This is a genomic window from Rhizobium sp. P1_B8 (assembly GCF_056406515.1).
In genome coordinates, this window is sequence record NZ_JBFTZZ010000001.1 from 668,487 (window position 1) to 685,744 (window position 17,258).

At 62.5% G+C, this 17,258-nt stretch carries 19 protein-coding genes and 1 pseudogene; 10 read left to right on the top strand and 10 right to left on the bottom strand.

The window, feature by feature from the left end:
• Positions 1-134 precede the first annotated feature (134 nt).
• Together AC1D2N_RS03140 and AC1D2N_RS03145 are read left to right on the top strand one after the other, a co-directional pair.
• Complete coding sequence (locus AC1D2N_RS03140; RefSeq protein ID WP_130729246.1) at positions 135-749, top strand: LysE family translocator; 615 nt, start codon at positions 135-137, stop codon at positions 747-749.
• A 21-nt stretch (positions 750-770) separates the two neighbouring features.
• Positions 771-1,697: a dihydrodipicolinate synthase family protein gene (locus AC1D2N_RS03145; protein WP_130729245.1), complete on the top strand. Its 927-nt coding sequence runs from the start codon at positions 771-773 to the stop codon at positions 1,695-1,697.
• Here AC1D2N_RS03145 and AC1D2N_RS03150 read toward each other — a convergent pair.
• Entirely contained in the window at positions 1,682-3,706 is a 2,025-nt protein-coding gene (locus AC1D2N_RS03150) for an ATP-binding protein (protein ID WP_130729244.1), read from the bottom strand. The two genes, AC1D2N_RS03145 and AC1D2N_RS03150, sit on opposite strands and share 16 nt — an antisense overlap.
• A 322-nt stretch (positions 3,707-4,028) precedes the next feature.
• On the opposite strand from AC1D2N_RS03150, the gene AC1D2N_RS03155 reads away from it, so the two are divergent.
• Positions 4,029-5,819 carry an acetolactate synthase 3 large subunit gene (locus AC1D2N_RS03155; protein WP_028732805.1) on the top strand — a complete coding sequence of 597 codons (1,791 nt, stop codon included), beginning with the start codon at positions 4,029-4,031 and terminating at the stop codon, positions 5,817-5,819.
• 20 nt (positions 5,820-5,839) lie between these two features.
• Positions 5,840-6,412, top strand: coding sequence for an acetolactate synthase small subunit (gene ilvN, locus AC1D2N_RS03160; protein WP_003541288.1), 573 nt, complete (start codon positions 5,840-5,842; stop codon positions 6,410-6,412).
• Positions 6,413-6,470: 58 nt separating this feature from the next.
• Here ilvN and AC1D2N_RS03165 read toward each other — a convergent pair whose 3' ends face one another.
• Positions 6,471-7,319 (bottom strand): aldo/keto reductase, encoded by an 849-nt coding sequence (locus tag AC1D2N_RS03165; protein WP_130652745.1) that lies wholly within the window; start codon positions 7,317-7,319, stop codon positions 6,471-6,473.
• A gap of 244 nt (positions 7,320-7,563) precedes the next feature.
• Here AC1D2N_RS03165 and AC1D2N_RS03170 point away from each other — a divergent pair, with 244 nt between their 5' ends.
• Positions 7,564-8,157, top strand: coding sequence for a LysE family translocator (locus tag AC1D2N_RS03170; RefSeq protein ID WP_130729243.1), 594 nt, complete (start codon positions 7,564-7,566; stop codon positions 8,155-8,157).
• Here the strand turns inward: AC1D2N_RS03170 and AC1D2N_RS03175 are convergent.
• Entirely contained in the window at positions 8,149-8,625 is a 477-nt protein-coding gene (locus AC1D2N_RS03175; protein ID WP_115157213.1) for a DUF2269 family protein, read from the bottom strand. The two genes, AC1D2N_RS03170 and AC1D2N_RS03175, sit on opposite strands and share 9 nt — an antisense overlap.
• Positions 8,625-9,903: pseudogene (locus tag AC1D2N_RS03180) on the bottom strand (SDR family oxidoreductase). Before AC1D2N_RS03180 ends, AC1D2N_RS03175 begins: the two are co-directional and overlap by 1 nt.
• Positions 9,904-10,000: 97 nt before the next feature.
• Between AC1D2N_RS03180 and nthA the strand changes: the two are divergent.
• Genes nthA through AC1D2N_RS03195 form a run of 3 tightly spaced genes read left to right on the top strand, consistent with a single transcriptional unit; the run spans position 10,001 to position 11,665 of the window.
• Positions 10,001-10,654, top strand: a complete 654-nt coding sequence (nthA, locus tag AC1D2N_RS03185) for a nitrile hydratase subunit alpha (protein ID WP_130729242.1) — start codon at positions 10,001-10,003, stop codon at positions 10,652-10,654.
• Positions 10,651-11,310, top strand: coding sequence for a nitrile hydratase subunit beta (nthB, locus tag AC1D2N_RS03190; RefSeq protein WP_130729241.1), 660 nt, complete (start codon positions 10,651-10,653; stop codon positions 11,308-11,310). Before nthA ends, nthB begins: the two co-directional genes overlap by 4 nt.
• Complete coding sequence (locus tag AC1D2N_RS03195) at positions 11,297-11,665, top strand: nitrile hydratase accessory protein (RefSeq protein ID WP_018242796.1); 369 nt, start codon at positions 11,297-11,299, stop codon at positions 11,663-11,665. Before nthB ends, AC1D2N_RS03195 begins: the two co-directional genes overlap by 14 nt.
• A gap of 3 nt (positions 11,666-11,668) precedes the next feature.
• On the opposite strand, the gene AC1D2N_RS03200 is transcribed toward AC1D2N_RS03195, so the two are convergent.
• The 5 genes from AC1D2N_RS03200 to AC1D2N_RS03220 all read right to left on the bottom strand — a co-directional run bounded on the left by AC1D2N_RS03200 (position 11,669) and on the right by AC1D2N_RS03220 (position 14,336).
• Positions 11,669-12,451, bottom strand: a complete 783-nt coding sequence (locus AC1D2N_RS03200; RefSeq protein ID WP_130729240.1) for an anti-sigma factor family protein — start codon at positions 12,449-12,451, stop codon at positions 11,669-11,671.
• Positions 12,448-12,963 (bottom strand): RNA polymerase sigma factor, encoded by a 516-nt coding sequence (locus tag AC1D2N_RS03205; protein WP_028732800.1) that lies wholly within the window; start codon positions 12,961-12,963, stop codon positions 12,448-12,450. The genes AC1D2N_RS03200 and AC1D2N_RS03205 overlap by 4 nt, the downstream gene beginning before the upstream one ends.
• A gap of 34 nt (positions 12,964-12,997) precedes the next feature.
• Positions 12,998-13,378, bottom strand: coding sequence for a COG4315 family predicted lipoprotein (locus tag AC1D2N_RS03210; RefSeq protein WP_130729239.1), 381 nt, complete (start codon positions 13,376-13,378; stop codon positions 12,998-13,000).
• 156 nt (positions 13,379-13,534) lie between these two features.
• On the bottom strand, positions 13,535-13,954 hold the full coding sequence (locus AC1D2N_RS03215; protein WP_477980704.1) for a VOC family protein: 420 nt from the start codon (positions 13,952-13,954) through the stop codon (positions 13,535-13,537).
• Between the two features lie 46 nt (positions 13,955-14,000).
• The gene (locus AC1D2N_RS03220) at positions 14,001-14,336 is read right to left on the bottom strand and encodes a cupin domain-containing protein (RefSeq protein WP_032980482.1); all 336 of its coding nucleotides are present in this window, start codon (positions 14,334-14,336) and stop codon (positions 14,001-14,003) included.
• 143 nt (positions 14,337-14,479) lie between these two features.
• Between AC1D2N_RS03220 and AC1D2N_RS03225 the strand changes: the two genes are divergently transcribed.
• Positions 14,480-15,055, top strand: coding sequence for a MarR family winged helix-turn-helix transcriptional regulator (locus AC1D2N_RS03225; RefSeq protein ID WP_018242790.1), 576 nt, complete (start codon positions 14,480-14,482; stop codon positions 15,053-15,055).
• Positions 15,056-15,188: 133 nt separating this feature from the next.
• Positions 15,189-15,677 carry an RrF2 family transcriptional regulator gene (locus AC1D2N_RS03230; protein ID WP_012758212.1) on the top strand — a complete coding sequence of 163 codons (489 nt, stop codon included), beginning with the start codon at positions 15,189-15,191 and terminating at the stop codon, positions 15,675-15,677.
• A gap of 16 nt (positions 15,678-15,693) precedes the next feature.
• Here AC1D2N_RS03230 and AC1D2N_RS03235 read toward each other — a convergent pair whose 3' ends face one another.
• Positions 15,694-17,175 carry a mechanosensitive ion channel family protein gene (locus AC1D2N_RS03235; RefSeq protein ID WP_018242789.1) on the bottom strand — a complete coding sequence of 494 codons (1,482 nt, stop codon included), beginning with the start codon at positions 17,173-17,175 and terminating at the stop codon, positions 15,694-15,696.
• Between the last annotated feature and the right edge of the window lie 83 nt (positions 17,176-17,258).

Sequence of the window (17,258 nt, forward strand, 5' to 3'; positions counted from 1 at the left end):
AGATTCTTCAAAAATGGCGCTTCATGGTGAACCAATTTTCGAAGAAAAGGAAGCAGATCGGCGGCTTCCCGATGGCGCATTCTTCGTCTTCGCGGTCGTGCCGTGCGCGGGCGCAAACTTCTGGAAAAACGCAAATGCAGGATCTTCTCGTCGTCTACATCGCCTACGCAATCGCTGCAGGCAGTCCCGGACCAAGCAACATGGCCATCATGAACGTGGCGATGCGGCAAGGGCGTCGACCGGCGCTCGCCCTTGCTGCCGGGGTCATAACGATGTCGACATGCTGGGGGCTGGTCGCTGTCACCGGCATTTCCACACTCATGGTCCGCTATGCCCATGCGCTGCTGTTCCTCAAAGTCGCAGGCGGGCTTTACCTCCTCTGGCTCGCCTGGAGGGCGGCTAGCTCGGCAGCCACCCCGGATAGGCCGGCAAGCGAGGCCGTCCAACCTGCCGCGCAACTCGGCGCGCTCTATCGTCGCGGTATTCTGATGCATCTCGGCAATCCGAAGGCGGTTCTGGCCTGGGTCGCGATCATGTCGCTCGGCCTCAAGCCGGGCGCTTCGCCGGAGATGGCCGTCACAGCTTTCGGCGGCTGCGTGCTGCTCGGGATCTCGATATTTACCGGCTATGCCGTGCTCTTCTCGACGGCCCCGATGGTGCGCGGCTACGCCCGTGCGCGGCGGTGGATCGAGGGAAGTCTCGCCGTCTTCTTCGCGGGCGCCGGATCACGTCTTCTGTTCTCACATTGACCGATTTTTCAGGATCGCATCATGTCTGTTGCTTCTCCGTTTCATGGACTTTCGGCCTTTCCGCCAACGCCTGCCGATAGGGGTGGCCGGGTCGACACGGAAGCCCTCTGCCGCCTGCTGGAACGCCTGTGTGATGCCGGCGTCGCTTCGATAGGCCTTCTTGGCAGCACCGGGATCTACGCCTTTCTCACACGTGAGGAGCGACGGCGAGCCGTCGAGGCCGCGGTCGAGTGCGTGCGCGGTCGTGTTCCGATCGTCGTCGGTGTCGGTGCTCTGAGGACAGACCACGCCCAGGCCCTGGCGAGGGATGCCGAGGCCGCTGGTGCTGACGCGCTCCTGCTTGCGCCGGTGTCCTACACGCCGCTTACTCAGGAGGAGGCCTATCAGCATTTCCTTGCCGTCACGCAGGCGGCGAAGCTGCCGCTTTGCATTTACAACAATCCCGGCACGACCCACTTCACCGTCAGCCGGGATCTTCTGCAGCGCCTGTCGGACATCGAGACGATCAGGGCGGTGAAGATGCCTCTGCCAGTTGACGGCGATTTCGCAGGCGAACTGGCGGCATTGCGTGAGAAGAGCAAGCTTGCGATCGGCTATAGCGGCGACTGGGGCGCTGGCGAAGCGCTGCTTTCAGGTGCCGACGCCTGGTACAGCGTCATCGGCGGATTGCTTCCGCGCGTCGCTTTTACCCTGACCAAGGCCGCGATTGCAGGCGAGGACGGCGAAGTGCGTCGGCTCGATGATCTTCTCCAGCCGCTCTGGCAAACGTTCAAGGCGTTCGGAAGCCTTCGCGTGATCTATACGCTGATCGACCTTCTCTCGCTCGCCAAGGCCGAGCTCCCACGCCCTCTCTTGCCGCTCGGACCGATGGATCGGCAGCGTGTACTCGAGGCCGTCGAGCCTCTGATCGCACTGGAGAGCGAGTGGAAGGCTTATTCCTTGTTGTAAAGGCTGCTCAGCGGTTTTTTCAAAATGCTTTCGCGCAGCGACGTGCCGGGCTCGCGGCGGGAGATCGCAGGCTGATCCGTCGCGGGTGCCGGCCGGGGAAAGACCGGCTCCTCGCGGCGCATTTCGCGACGCAGCGCGTCCAACCGGGGATCGATCGCCGGCACCGCAGCCGGGTCCAGCCGCGGCGTTTGCGGCAGCAGTTCCCGCCGATAGGTTTCGAGCGGTGCAGCGGAGGAGGCGGGCGGCGCGCACGGCTTGGCGTCGAGATCCTCGTCGGCCGCATCAGCCTCGTCCAAGCTTGCCACGGACGCGGCATAGCTCTGCTGAAAATTCGAAATGTCGGGTCCGACCGTCACCGCCCGCATGCGGGTGACGATCTTGCGCAGATCGACCGTATCCGGATCTTCCTCGCTCTGCTTGCTGTTGGCGCTGCTGGCCTTCGGCAGGAGGTTTTCGTCGACGCGGGAAAAGCGCATGCGCATCGGCACGCTGATCGCCTCGCCGAAAGCGATCGCCTCGCCGTTGCCGATCGAGGAGATGAAGCTCGTCGTCGAGATCGACGAATTCGGAATGGCCGAGCGGATGATTTCCTGGTCTCGGTCGTTGGCGAGGCGCATGGCAAAGAGCGTCGAACACTGCGACAGGATCGTCTGGTCGAGTTCGCCCGGCCGCTGGGTGATGATGCCGAGCGAGACGCCGTATTTGCGGCCTTCCTTGGCGATGCGGGCGATCGCCTGGCGCGTCGGCACGAAGCCGAGGCTCGGATCGGAGGGGATGTAGCGGTGCGCTTCCTCGCAGACGACGAGCATGTGGATGGCGCCCTCGCTCCACAGCGCCACCTCGAAGGCCATGCGGCAGAGCACGGAGGCGACCGAATTGACGACTTCTGAGGGGATGCCGGCAAGCTGGAAGGTGCAGATCGGCCGGTTCTCGCCGGGGATGCGGAAGATCTGCGCGATGGTTTCGGTGATCGTGTCGCTGATCGTGTTGTTGGAGAACATGAAGTGATAGCGCGGATCGTTGATCGCAGCGATGAGGCGCATCTTCAGCGACCGCAGGAAGGGCTTTTCCGAGCGGCCTTCCAAGCGGCCGATGCGCTCGTCGATCAACGCCAGCAAATCGGCCATACGGTAGGGGACCGGCGTATCGGCGGTGATCGAACTCTTTTCGGTCGTGCGGCGCACCAGCGAGTTGTCGCTGCCGCGGAAGGCGCGTTTGGCCTCCGGCAGGATATCGCGCAACATGTCGAGCTCTTCGGGCACCGGCGGGCGGCCGCGAAACACGACCTCGGCAAATTCCTCCAGCCGCATCAACCAGAAGGGCAGGTCGAGCGTATCGGTATCGATGGTGACGGCGTGCTCGGGAAAGGCGGCAGCGAATTCATTATGCGGATCGAGGATCAGCACGCGCAGCTTCGGATCCGCCGAGATCGCCTTGTGCAGGAGCAGCGACACGGCCGTCGACTTGCCGACGCCGGTGGAACCGACGACGGCGAAATGCTTGGAGAGCATTGAGGGGATGTGGATCGCCGCATCGATGCTTTCGTCCTGCGTCAGCTTGCCGACAACGGCGGTCGTACCCTCGCCGGCGTCGTAGATGCGCATCAGGTCGGCGGATCGGATGCGGTGGGCGATGGCGCCGAGATAGGGATAACGCGAGATGCCGGTCGAGAATTCCTCGCGCCCGTCCTCGTCGACACGGACTTCGCCGAGCAGTTCCGTCTCGATTCTGAACGTATTGTCTTCGCCTTCGCCCCAGGCATGGCTGCCGGTGTTCATCTGATAGACGAGGGCGACGACGCGGTTGCGGCCGACGCTGATCGAAATCAACCGGCCCACGGACCACAGTTCCGTCAGATCGGTGCCGCCCTGTTCGGCGACGGCGGCGATGGTCGCCCGCGAACCGCTGCATGCAACGACGCGGCCGAGAAAGCGGTTCCCCGGTGTATGGCCATCGCGGCGATCCTGTTCACCCGCCTTACCAGGCGCGTGCAAGTCGTTGTTAAGCAAAGGGCCTACTCCTGCAATGGGAAGCGAGAATAAAGCCCTTCCTTTAACAAATCCTTCCGGCCATGGATTTTAGGGATGCGGGGAGCCGGGAGTTTTTTATTGCGGCATGCGTTGACGCTGCGAAATTTTCTGTCTATCACTTCCGACCATGAAAATCGCAACGGCTCTTATCGTGGTGGGAAAGCGCATGGGCAGGATGGTGTAACCATCCGGCGATAGCCACCCATGCGCTAGATGACAGGCTCCTCCGGGGCCTTTTTTTATGCCCGAAATTCGGGCTTCCGGCCACAAACGCAATCCCAGCATCAAACGGAACAGACAGATGAGCACGGACAATCAGGCGGCAGGCAATCGGATGACGGGAGCGGAGATCGTTCTCAAGGCGCTGAAGGACAACGGCGTCGAACATATCTTCGGCTATCCCGGCGGCGCGGTCCTGCCGATCTATGACGAGATCTTCCAGCAGGAGGATGTCAAGCACATCCTCGTCCGCCACGAGCAGGGGGCAGGCCATGCGGCCGAAGGTTACGCCCGCTCCACCGGCAAGGTCGGCGTCATGCTGGTGACCTCGGGTCCGGGCGCCACCAATGCCGTCACACCGCTGCAGGATGCGCTGATGGATTCGATCCCGCTCGTCTGCCTGACCGGCCAGGTTCCAACCTCGCTGATTGGCTCCGACGCTTTCCAGGAATGTGACACGGTCGGCATCACCCGGCCCTGCACCAAGCACAACTGGCTGGTCAAGGACGTCAACGAGCTCGCCGCCGTCATTCACGAGGCCTTCCGCATCGCCCAGTCCGGCCGTCCGGGACCTGTCGTCGTCGATATTCCGAAGGACGTGCAGTTTGCGACCGGTACCTACACGCCGCCCGCCGACTACACGATCCAGAAGAGCTACCAGCCGAAGATCCAGGGCGACCTCAACCAGATCCATGCGGCGATCGAGCTGATGGCGAATGCGCGCCGTCCAGTCATCTATTCCGGCGGCGGCGTCGTCAATTCCGGCCCCGAGGCTTCCAAGCTGCTGCGTGAGCTGGTCGAGCTCACCGATTTCCCGATCACCTCGACGCTGATGGGCCTCGGTGCCTATCCGGCTTCCGGCAAGAACTGGCTGAAGATGCTCGGCATGCACGGCTCCTACGAGGCCAACATGGCGATGCATGACTGCGACGTCATGGTCTGCATCGGCGCCCGTTTTGACGACCGCATCACCGGCCGTCTCAATGCCTTTTCGCCGAACTCGAAGAAGATCCATATCGATATCGATCCATCCTCGATCAACAAGAATGTCCGCGTCGATATCGGCATCCGCGGCGATGTCGGCCATGTCCTCGAAGACATGGTCCGCCTGTGGCGGGCGCTGCCGAAGAAGCCGGAAAAGGGTCGCCTGGACGACTGGTGGACCGATATCGCCCGCTGGCGGGCACGCAACTCCTTCGCCTATACGAAGAGCAATGACGTCATCATGCCGCAATATGCGCTGGAGCGGCTCTTCGCCCACACCAAGGACCGCGATACCTACATCACCACCGAGGTCGGCCAGCACCAGATGTGGGCGGCGCAGTTCTTCGGTTTCGAGCAGCCGAACCGCTGGATGACCTCGGGCGGCCTCGGCACGATGGGCTACGGCCTGCCGGCGGCGCTTGGCGTGCAGATCGCCCATCCCGACAGCCTCGTCATCGACATTGCCGGCGATGCCTCGATCCAGATGTGCATCCAGGAAATGTCGGCGGCGATCCAGCACGATGCGCCGATCAAGATCTTCATCATGAATAACCAGTATATGGGCATGGTGCGCCAGTGGCAGCAGCTGCTGCATGGCAACCGCCTGTCGAACTCCTATACCGAGGCGATGCCCGACTTCGTCAAGCTGGCGGAGGCCTATGGCGCCGTCGGCCTGCGCTGCGAAAAGCCGGATGCGCTCGATGACACCATTCTGGAGATGATCGAGGTCAGAAAGCCTGTCATCTTCGATTGCCGCGTCGCCAATCTCGCCAATTGCTTCCCGATGATCCCCTCGGGCAAGGCCCATAACGAAATGCTGCTGCCGGACGAGGCCACCGACGAAGCGGTCGCCAATGCGATCGACGCCAAGGGCCGCGCGCTCGTCTAATAAGGGAAGGGACCAAGGACATGAACGCTCACCTACAGCCCACGGGCTCCGCTTACTTCATTTCGCCGGAAACGGCGGCCGTCGAAAGCCACACGCTTTCGGTTCTCGTCGACAACGAACCGGGGGTTCTTGCCCGGGTCATCGGCCTGTTTTCCGGCCGCGGCTACAATATCGAGAGCCTGACGGTCTCTGAGACCGAGCATCAGGCGCATCTTTCCCGCATCACCGTCGTCACACGCGGCACGCCGCAGGTGCTGGAGCAGATCAAGGCGCAGCTGGAACGCATCGTGCCGGTGCATCGCGTCGTCGACCTGACGGTGCGCGCCCGCGAACTCGGCCAGGACCGGCCGATCGAGCGCGAAGTGGCACTGATCAAGGTGATCGGCGAGGGCGAGATGCGCGCCGAGACCCTGCGCCTTGCCGATGCCTTCCATGCCAAGGTGGTGGATGCGACGGTCGGTCACTTCATTCTGGAGATCACCGGCAAATCGTCGAAGATCGACCAGTTCGTGGCGATCATGAAGCCGCTTGGCCTCATCGAGGTCTGCCGTACCGGTATCGCGGCGATGAATCGCGGCGTGCAGGGCATGTAAAGATTACAGGCCGGGCATGTAAGGCAGATGCTGTAATCATTGGGAAAGCCGCTGAAGGTCAGAGCATCTCCAGCGGTTTTTTCTTTGTAGGCGGCGGAAAGGCGGCGTCGAGCGCATCCCAGTCGTCGTCGGTGATATCGAGCGAGACGCAGTCGCGGTTTTCTGCCGCGCGTTCGGCATTCGAGGTCTTCGGGATGACGATGACGCCGTCGCGTTCCAGCAGGAAGGCGAGCGCCAGCTGGGCGGGTGTCGCCTGATAGGCCTTGGCGATGCGGATCAGTTCGGGATGGTGCAGGATATTGCCCTGTTCGATCGGGGAATAGGCCATGACGGGAATGCCGCGGCTCTGGCACCAGGGCAGCAGATCGAATTCGATGCCCCGGCGGGAAAGGTTATAGAGCACCTGGTTGGCGGCGACATTGGCGCCGTCGGGCACTCTAAGCAGTTCCTCCATGTCGTCGGTGTCGAAGTTAGAGACGCCCCAAGCGCCGATCTTGCCCGATGCCTTCAACGTTTCGAAGGCCGTGACGGTCTCAGTGAGCGGATAGTTGCCGCGCCAGTGCAACAGATAGAGATCGATGCAGTCGGTGCCCAGCCGTTCGAGACTGCGCTCGCAGGCTTCGACCGTGCCTTTCAGGCTGGCATTCCAGGGATAGACTTTGCTGACGATGAAGACCTCGTCGCGCCGTCCCCTGATCGCCTGACCGACGATCTCCTCGGCGCCGCCGTCGCCGTACATTTCGGCGGTGTCGATCAACGTCATGCCGAGATCGATGCCGGCCTTGAGGCTTTCGATCTCGGCCTTGGCATGGCCGGCATCCTCGCCCATGGCCCAGGTGCCCTGGCCGAGCGCCGGCACCTCAGTGCCGTTCGGAAATGTGATCGATGGAATCGGGTCGTTCTGCATGGGTTTCTTCCTACAGCGCCGCGCGTCCTTGAGATGGACGCTGTAGCACTTTGAATTGCTGCATGATTTTATCCTTAAATCGATGCCGATTTAAGGAATTATGCAGTCGGCAAGAGATTGGGCCGGGTCGCCATCTTTCAAGTAATCCTGTCACCATGACAATGATGCGATGGTATCGCCGGTTTAGGACAGTTAGGCTGACCTAAATAAACAGGCCGCGGAAAAGCTGGCTTCGGGAGGTCGCATGCCACTGGATACATTTCTCGCCCTCGTTCTGTTCGCCTTCACGACCTCGATCACGTCGGGGCCGAACAATATGATGCTCTTCGCATCGGGCGTGAATTTCGGCTTCCGCAGGACGATCCCGCATATGTTCGGCATCGGCGTCGGTTTCTTCTCGCTGCTCATCGGCGTCGGCCTTGGGCTCGGCGCGCTGCTGCACACGGTGCCTGTGGTCTATACCGCGCTGAAATTTGCGGGCGGCGCCTATCTCGTCTGGATCGCCTGGAAGATCGCCTCGTCGCGCTCGCTCAGCGAAGGCAGGAGCGGCGTCGAGCCGATGTCCTTCCTGTCGGCCGCTGCCTTCCAGTGGGTCAATCCGAAAGCCTGGGTGATGGCGGTCACGGCGATGGCGACCTATACCAATCCGCAACTCTACCTCGTGAGCGTGCTGATCGTCGGTCTCGCCTTCGCGGCGGTCAATGTGCCCAGCGTTTCGACCTGGGCAGGCTTCGGCTCGGCGCTGCGGGAATGGCTTTCCGATCCGGTGCGGTTGAAGTGGTTCAATATCAGCATGGCGATACTCTTGGTGCTAAGCCTCTGGCCGATGCTAAAATAGAGTGATCGCCGGTTTTGTCAGCATCAGCCAGAAAATGCCGAGGACGGCTGAGAAGGCTGGAAATCCAAAAGCAAACCAGATGCGGTAGAGGCTGAAATAGGCTGGCGGCAGGGCTTTTCCCGCCGCTGCTGCGGCGCGGGCGAGGTCGCGCAGCCGGATCTGGATCCAGACGACCGGCAGCCAGAACAGGCCGGTGACGACATAGAGCAGCAGCGACAGCGCAATCCAGCCCTCCGACAGGTCCCAGCCGATCGATCGGGCCAGCAGATAGCCGGTCACCGGCTGGAGGATGGCCGCGGTCGCGGTGAAGATCGTGTCGGCGATGACGACGGTGCCGGCGACATGGGCAATCAGTCTGGGATCGCGCGTCCGGTGCGCCATCACCATGAAGAAGGCGATGCCGGCGCCGGTGCCGAAGAGTACGGTCGCGCCAATGACATGGGCGAGCAGCAGCCATTCTTCAAGCATCAGCGTTCATCCAGGGTGGCAAGGGCTACGAGCGTCAACAGGATCGACGGCAGCACCTTGACGAGGGGGCCGAGCGGATCAAGCCAGAGCGCGGTTTCGAGCAGGCTGGCGCCGGCGAGATAGGCGAGCGATACACCAAGCATGCCGAGAAGGGCGCGTTTCGCCAGGGGACGGACAAGGACGGCGGCACCGAGGACGACATCGGTCAGGCAGGTCGCAAGCGTCAGCGCCGTTGCCGAGGCCTGAGGCATGAACGGCAAGAAGTGAGCAGACGTCTTCTCCAGTGCCAGCAGCGGGATCAGACCGGACAGCAGCCAGAAGACGGATAGGCCCGATATGACGAGTGGCTTCAGGAGATAGAGCCGGGCAAACCAGAGATCCTGGACGCCGGAGGGATTGGCCGAGAGCGCTGCGGCCGCGGGTGTCGCGACGAGGCCGCTTCCTGCTTTCGAGCTTTGCACGCCTTCCGACATCACTGTCAGCGCTGTCGAACGCAGCGGCGAACGCCAGCCGAGCAGGCCCGATAGATCGGCCAGCCACGTCACTGGCCTGGCCAGCCAGGGGGGGCAGGGCGAAGACGCGGGCGGGCGGCAGGCCCAACCACTGCCGGTGCAGGTGAACGAGATCGGCGAGCGTCAGGACTTCATTGGCGGCGAGATCGATATCCTTTGAAGGAAGGCCGCCGGAGACTGCCCGCGACACGGCTTCCGCCACATCGTCCACCGAAAGTGTTTCGACCGGGCTTTCGGCATGGATCAGTGGCAGCACCAGGGGAAAGGCGGCAAGCGCCCGTAGCAGCGCCGAGCCGCCATGGGCATTGCGGCCGAGCACGAGGGCAGGGCGCAGGATGAGGTAAGGCAGGCCGCTTGCCGCGAGCGCCTCGTCGGCGCGGCGCTTCGTGGCGAGAAAGGGAAGGTCGCCGGCCGCTCCTGCCGTCCTTGCCGATATCTGCACAATGAGCGGGCGCGACGAGCACTTTGCTGCAGCATAGAGCGCCAGCATCGCCGCTGCCTGGGTGGCCGCCAGATCGTCCGACATGCCGTCCTGCAGGGCGCCGGCGCAATTGACGACGACATGCTGTTCCTTGAGGATATCGTCCCAATCCGCGGGTTTCGTCATGCGCGATAGATCTGCGCGCCGCCAGTCGATCGCCGGCTGTTTCAAACGGGCACGTACGGGATTGCGGCCGAGCCCGGTTACGACGTGGCCGTCGGCAACGAGCCGGGCCGCGACGACGGAGCCTATGAAGCCGGTTGCGCCGAGAATCAGGATGTTCATGGCAGGAGATTAGCGGAAAAGCGGATGAGACATAGAAGGGCTTGGCGGGCCTGCGGCATATGTTAGAAAGAGCGGGCAGTTTCGGGAGGGCATCGCTTTGCACGACCATGACGACGACCACGCTCACGCAGATGAGCACGCCCATGGGCACGATCATGACAATCATTATTCCGACATGCAGGCGCGCGTGAAGGCGTTGGAAACGCTGCTGACGGAGAAGGGGCTGATCGATCCGGCGGCGATCGATGCGATCGTCGATACCTACGAGACCAAGGTGGGACCGAGAAACGGCGCCCATGTCGTCGCCAGGGCTTGGAGCGATGCCGATTTCGCCGACTGGCTGAAGCGCGATGCGACGGCGGCGATATCAAGCCTCGGTTACACCGGCCGGCAGGGCGAGCACATGCGTGCCGTCTTCAACACGGCCGAGACCCATAACCTCGTCGTCTGCACGCTTTGCTCCTGTTATCCCTGGTCGGTGCTCGGCCTGCCGCCGGTCTGGTACAAAGCGCCGGCCTATCGCTCGCGCGCCGTCATCGATCCGCGCGGCGTGCTGGCCGAATTCGGGCTGATGCTGCCTGAGAACCAGAAGATCCGCGTTTGGGATTCGACGGCGGAGCTGCGTTACCTCGTCATTCCCGAGCGGCCCGAAGGTACGGAAGGCATGGACGAGCAGTCGCTTGCCGATCTCGTCAGCCGCGATGCGATGATCGGCACGGCCGTTGCCCGCAAGTCGGAGAGCGCCACATGAACGGACCGCACGATCTCGGCGGGCAGATGGGCTTCGGGCCTGTCGCGCCCGAAAAGGACGAGCCCTATTTCCATGCCGATTGGGAAAAGCGGGCACTCGGCATCACGCTTTCCTGCGGCGCTTTCGGCGCATGGACGATCGATGAAAGCCGGCATGCGCGCGAGAATATTCCGCCGGCCGATTACCTCGCCGCCAGCTATTACGAGATCTGGATCCGCGGCATCGACAAGCTGATCGAACGGCATGGCTTTGCGACGCGTGCGGAATTGCTGTCTGGTCATGCGCAGCAGGCAGGAGCGGTTCCAAAACGCGTGCTGAAGGCGGACATGGTGCCCGCCGTGCTGGCGAAGGGCGGGCCTTGTGATCGTCCTGTCGAGACCGCGCCGTTCTTCGTGGTCGGTGAGGCGGTGAGGACGAAGAACTTCAATCCGGCGACGCATACGCGCCTGCCGCGTTATGCCCGCGCCAGGACCGGTGTGGTCGAGGCGGTGCAGGGTTCGTTCGTCTTTCCCGACGACAATGCGCATGGCAAGGGCGAGAACCCGCAATGGCTCTATACGGTCGTTTTCGACGGTGCGGAGATCTGGGGCGAGGATGCCGATCCAACGCTGACGGTGTCGATCGATGCCTGGGAGGGCTATCTTGAGCCGGCATGAGACATCGCCGTTGATGCAATCGTCCGGGCTGCCGAGGTCGCCGAAGGGCGAGCCGGTTTTTCCCGAGCCGTGGGCGGCGGAAGCTTTTGCCATGACCGTGCACCTGCACGCAAAAGGCCTCTTCAGTTGGAGCGAATGGGCTGAAACGCTTTCCGCGCAACTGCACAAGCCTGGCCGGGCCGAAGATGGCAGCGACTATTTTGACTGCTGGGTGGCTGCTCTCTCGGACCTCATCGTCAACCGCGGCATCGCCGATGCGGATACGATCCAGGCACTGCAACAGAGTTGGCAGCGGGCGGCGGAAGCGACGCCGCACGGCCGGCCGATCGAGCTCGGCAACGATCCCTCACGCTGATCCTCACGACGGGAATTGCTTGTAGCACTCTTCTGCTACCTCCCGCAGCGTCTCGCGGGAGATTTCGCCGGTGACGGCATAACCGAGTTCGCCGTCGATCCAGTAAAAGGTCTCGATATTGCCTGATGAGGCGAAGCGGAAGCTCGTCGTGCTATTTTCCGTGTTGCGGCCAACCAGGACAGTCAGGCGCTCGCCAGCCTGGTTCTCGTACATGAACATGGCGCCTGGCCGGCCATCGACCGGCAGCAAGCGGCCGCCAACCAGCTTGAAGCCGAGCGGCTGCAGGTTCGGGATCTTGAGATTCTGGATTGCCAGACGCTTGCCGAGCCAGGTGGCAAGATGAGCCTCCTCGTTTGCGAAGACCTCGACGGGGTGGCGAACCTCGGCGGCATAGACCGTGAAGGCGGTCTCAGCCTGTTTCGGCAGGGTTTCGGAGCCGGCAAGCTGCAGCTCCGGCTTTTCCAGAAGTGCCGGGCCATAATGGCCGCTGACGGCGCCGAGCGTGAAGACGAGGAGGGCTGATGCGGCGATCGCCCAGCGTTTCTGCCCAGATGAGACGGCGCGCGGGGGGGCGACGAGCAGAGGATCGGTGTCCTTCGCCTTCTCATAACCGGCAAACAGCGACCGGATGGCCCCATTCTGCGCCTGCCATTCGGCGAGCATCGCCGCCTCGTCGGGATTGTCGGCCAGGAAGGCCTCGATGCGGGCGCGCGCCGTTTCCGGCAGTTGGCCGTCGGCATAGGCGTGGAGGTCGGCTTCGGTGACGCTCGGATTGGTCTCGTTCATTTCGGTCTCCGAAGCGTAATTATGTTGTCGGCCTTCAATCGCTCGGCGACGCGCCGGCGGGCGCGTGACAGGCGGGACATGACGGTGCCGATCGGGATATCGAGCGCGGCGGCGACCTCGCCATAGGTGTATCCTTCGATGACCACGAGCATCAGCACGGCGCGGTGCTCCTCTGAAAGGCTGTTCAGCGCATCATCCAGGCGGGCGCGCTCCATCGGATCGGCCGGCGGTTCGGACGCGGCCAGATCCTCTGCGGCGTCAAGCTCGACGAGGCCGTCGCGCGCCTTGCCGCGTCGGCCGTTGCGGTAGAGATTGGTCATGATGGTCAGGACCCAGCCGCGCAGGTTGAGGCCGCGCCATTGGCCGCGGCGCGTGAGAACCTTCTCGACGCAATCCTGGAGCAGATCCTCGCCATCGGTATCCGAGCGTGTCAGGCTGCGCGAATAGCGCCTGAGCGAGGGCAGGAGGGCCAGGATCTGGCCCTCGAAGGTTTCGGGTGCGGGTGTTTTCACGCCGGCAGCTTTCTTGTGGTCGGGGTCTTCGCGATCAAGGTTTGGCAAGATCCCAGTTGCCGCCGACGCCATCGCCGGTGATGTCGCCGGCCTTCTTGTCCTTGACCCAGAAATAGAGCGGCATGCCGTCCTTGGCCCATTGTTTCGTGCCATCCTTGCGATCGACGATCGAATATGCACCATCGGCCTTGGCATCACCAGCGGCCATCAGCGGCGGCCAGTTCTTGGCGCAGTCGTCGTTGCAATTGGAAACGCCCTTGACGTCCTTCTTGAAGGTGTAGAGCGTCATGCCGTTTTCGCCGGCAAGCACCTTGCCCTTTTCGGATTCGACTGTTTTGACAGGAGGCGCGGCGAGAGCAGCGGTCGCGGCAAAGGTGGCAGCCGCCACGACGGACAGAAATTTCAAGGATTTCATGGTGTCTCTCCTCAGATTGGGCACGCAGTCTTGCGATACCTGAGATGAGACACGAGGCGAGGCGGTTTTATTCCATAGCGCCGGAAAAGTTTTGATGGCGGGCGTGGTAGGCCGAAGCCGGTTTCGTCGCGCACATCGCGCCCGGCGCCTTGCCGGCTATTCTCCGGTGGCGGCCGCAGCCGCCGCCATGTCGACCCACACTGCTTCGAATATATGGCCATCGGGATCCTCGAAGGCGCGATTATAGAGCCAGCCCATGTCCGTCGGCGCGCGCGGATCGGCCTTGCCGCCGGCCACTCCGGCCGCCTCGACGATGGCGTCCACCTCTTCACGGCTGTCTATCGTCAGCGCGATCAGCATCTCGCTCGTCTTCTGCGCTTCGGCAACGGGTTTCGGCGTGAAACTCGCGAAGAAATCGCGCGTCAGCAAGTGGAAGATAATCGCTTCGGACCAGACCATGTTCGACGCCTGGTGATCGCTGAACTGTTCATTCTTGCTGCACCCGATCGCTTCATAGAAGCGGGTGGAAGCGGCAAGGTCTTTCACCGGCAGGTTCACGAAGATCATCTTGGGCATGGCAGTTTCCTCCTCTTCCTTCCCCTTTCGGGGCGACGGTTTCTTCTCACACAAACTCCTGCACGATCGTATCGCTGGCATGAATGCAGACGATTTCGAGCCGTCCCGTGCCGACATTCTCGAAACGGTGGGGAATGTTGGCGGCTACGACGACGATATCGCCTGGAAAGGCGCGGGTTTTGGCGTCGCCCACGGTGAACTCGGCTTCACCCTTCCTGACCGCCCATGTCTCGGAATAGGGATGGACGTGCAGGTCGGGCCCCTGGCCGGGCTCGTTGTCGACGAGGAAGAGCGATATCTCGCCGCCATAGTCGCGGCCTTCGAATCGGACAGTGCGGCTGTGATTGGGTCGCACTTCCTGGTGGCGAAGAATCCTGAACATCACGTGCCTCCCGCTCGTTCTGTCTATGAATACAAAACTATCTTCTCGAGAAGATATATTCTTAAAACTATCTTCTTGTCAAGATATCTTCCGTGACTCGCGTGGAAGGTGTATGTCTCGCTTGTGTTGATATGAGGCAGAGAATGATGAATGGAACTGAAGGGGACCGCGACCGCCCGGGGGACGAGGACCGCCCTGGGGATGACCATGTCGACCGGCTGCGCCGGCAATGGGCGGTGGAACTGCCGGACCTCGACACGGAGCCGATGGCGATCCTGGGGCGGGCCTTTCGGTTGTCGAACCTGGTGCGCCCCAGCATCGAGGCGACCTTTGCCGATTTTGGCCTCGACCGTGGCGAATTCGACGTGATTGCAACGCTTCGCCGTTCCGGAACGCCTTACCGGCTGACGCCGACGGAGATGTATTCGGCGCTGATGATCTCCTCGGGAGGCCTGACCCACAGGCTTGACCGGCTGGAGAAGGCGGGGCTGATCCGCCGGGAGAAATCACCACGCGATGGGCGCAGCGTGCTAGTGGCATTGAGCGAAGCGGGTGCGGCACTCGCCGAAAAGGCTTTCCGCACCGACATGGCGAGCGAAGCTTCTTTTCTGCAGGCTCTTGACGGAAAGGAGCGCGAGGCGCTCGCTGCGCTGCTGCGCAAGCTGATCGCCGGAATTGAAAATGAGCAGGCGCGGGGAGAGGATGAGAACGCGGGCTGAGTGGAGATCGGAGCCCGCATCGCCGTTCAGGCAACAACACGCTGCTTTTGCGGCTCATTTACATCGTGTCGGTTTTCGGATATGATATGTCCTTAATTCCATTGGCAGAGCCAGCCATCACACGAGTTGCTGAATGATCCTGAAAAGCCAGGTCGAGTGGGCGCTTCACTGCTGCGCCATTCTCGCGGGCCTGCCAGAGGGCAGGTATCTTTCCACCAAGGCGCTCGCCGAGCTTCATGGTCTGCCGAAGGAATATCTCTCCAAAGCACTGCAAAGCCTTTCGCAGGCATCGCTTGTCGAGACCACGCTCGGCCCGAGTGGCGGCTACAGGCTTGCCAAGACCCCCTCGGATATCAATTTTCTCGAGATCGTCGAGGCGGTCGAGGGGAAGGCCCGCAGCTTCACCTGTACGAACATCCGGGCGAACAATCCCTGCCGGCCGGAAGGATACTGCGACAGCAAGCCATGCGCGGTCGCGCGCATCATGTGGGAGGCCGACGAGGCCTGGCGGGATACGCTGAGGCGCGTCCGGCTTTCCGATCTGGTCGGCACCTTGTCCGAGGAAGTGCCGGCCGACATTTGGCGGAGCACGTTCGAATGGGTGCTCAAGCGCGCCGGCTGAGCGGGGGTGCCGATCTCTACGCCTTGAAGATGGTCCTGATGGTCTTCAGGATGGCATGCGCACTGCGGGCATGTTCCGGGGGCAAGGAGGCGCCGTTGCGGAAACGCTCGGCGCGGCTGGCGAGATGGTCGGCGACTTCTTCCGCCAGCGCCGGGCGTTCGCTTAGCAGCGGCGCGAAGGCCTCTTGATCGATCTCATACGCGGTCACGGAGGTCAGAGCTTCCAGGGTGCAGGCTTCCTGCATGCCCGCGAGCAGGCCGGTCTCTCCGAAAAAATCACCCGGCGCGAGCCGCCCGCGCTCCTCATCTCCGTGCCGCGCCGCGATGATGCCCGCCCGCACCATCATCAGCGACGGGAGCATTTCGCCCTCCCGCACGAGGACATCGCCCTTGCGGAATTCCCGCACGGCCGTGGTCTCGGCGAGTTTCTGCTTTTCATCTGATGTCAGCGTCGCAAAGATCGGAATGGCCTCGATCAGTTCGAGCGGCGTTACACGGGGCGGTCGTGCGCTTTCTTCGGTCGGCAGATCGCCCGTCAGGACTGAGGCCGCGGCCGGAACAGCCAAAAGCAGTCCGGCCGATTTGCAGTGACGATAGACGAGATCGAGCACCTCGTTTCGTGCTGTCACCCGTTGGCTCGGGCTCGTCACCCGGAACTGCAGCTCGACCTCCAGCGCCGTGGCATCCAGCCCCTTGAGCGCCACGACCGGCGGCGGCTCGCGCACGATCGAATTGCAGCTCGCCAGCGCCGTTGCCATGACGTGCCGGACTGATGCCGGCATCCGCGTCGGAGCGATGCGGATAGTGAGGACCAGGAGATGGGTCTCGTCCGGCCGGCTTACATTCGTCAGGCCGAGCTTTGCCAGAAAACTGTTCGGCAGAACGACGACATTGTTTGCGCTGGTCAGGATGTGTGTCGCGCGCCAGTTGCTTTCGACGACGCGCCCCTCCGTACCGTCGCTGAGAAGGATCCAGTCGCCGATGATGTAGGGCCGGCCGAGCGTCAACGCGATGCCGGAGAAGACGTCGGCGAGCGTGTTCTGGAGCGCCAGGCCGAGAATAATGGCGACGACGCCCGAGGTCGCGACGAGCGTGCCGATCGGCACGCCGAAGACGAAGGCCAGAACTGACAGGGCCATGCCGATATAGACGACGCCGATGACGAGATCCTGGAGCAGGCGGGCCTCTCGCGGACTGCCCTCCAGCACCAGATACAGCCTGATGAAACCGATGACGGCCCATGCCAGATGGATCCACCAGAGCGATTTCGCGACGATGACGAGCAAAGCCTGCGGATCCTCGGACTCATATCCTTGAAACCGGTGTGGTTCGATGCCGCTGACGACGAGGATCAACGTCATCATCGCGAAGAAGAGGATTTGCACCACCAGTCGCGTCGTCGGCCGTTGGCGGGAGAGAAGATGCCAGACGACGATACCGGCCAAACCTATCGTAATGAGGGATATCAGAGGTTTACCGAAGAGCGCGTCGTCAATCATCTCTCTGTCTCCGGAATGGGGCGAGCCGCCCATGATTCAGCATCTAGACCGCCCGCGCAAGCATCGGGGCTTGCGCAGGCGGT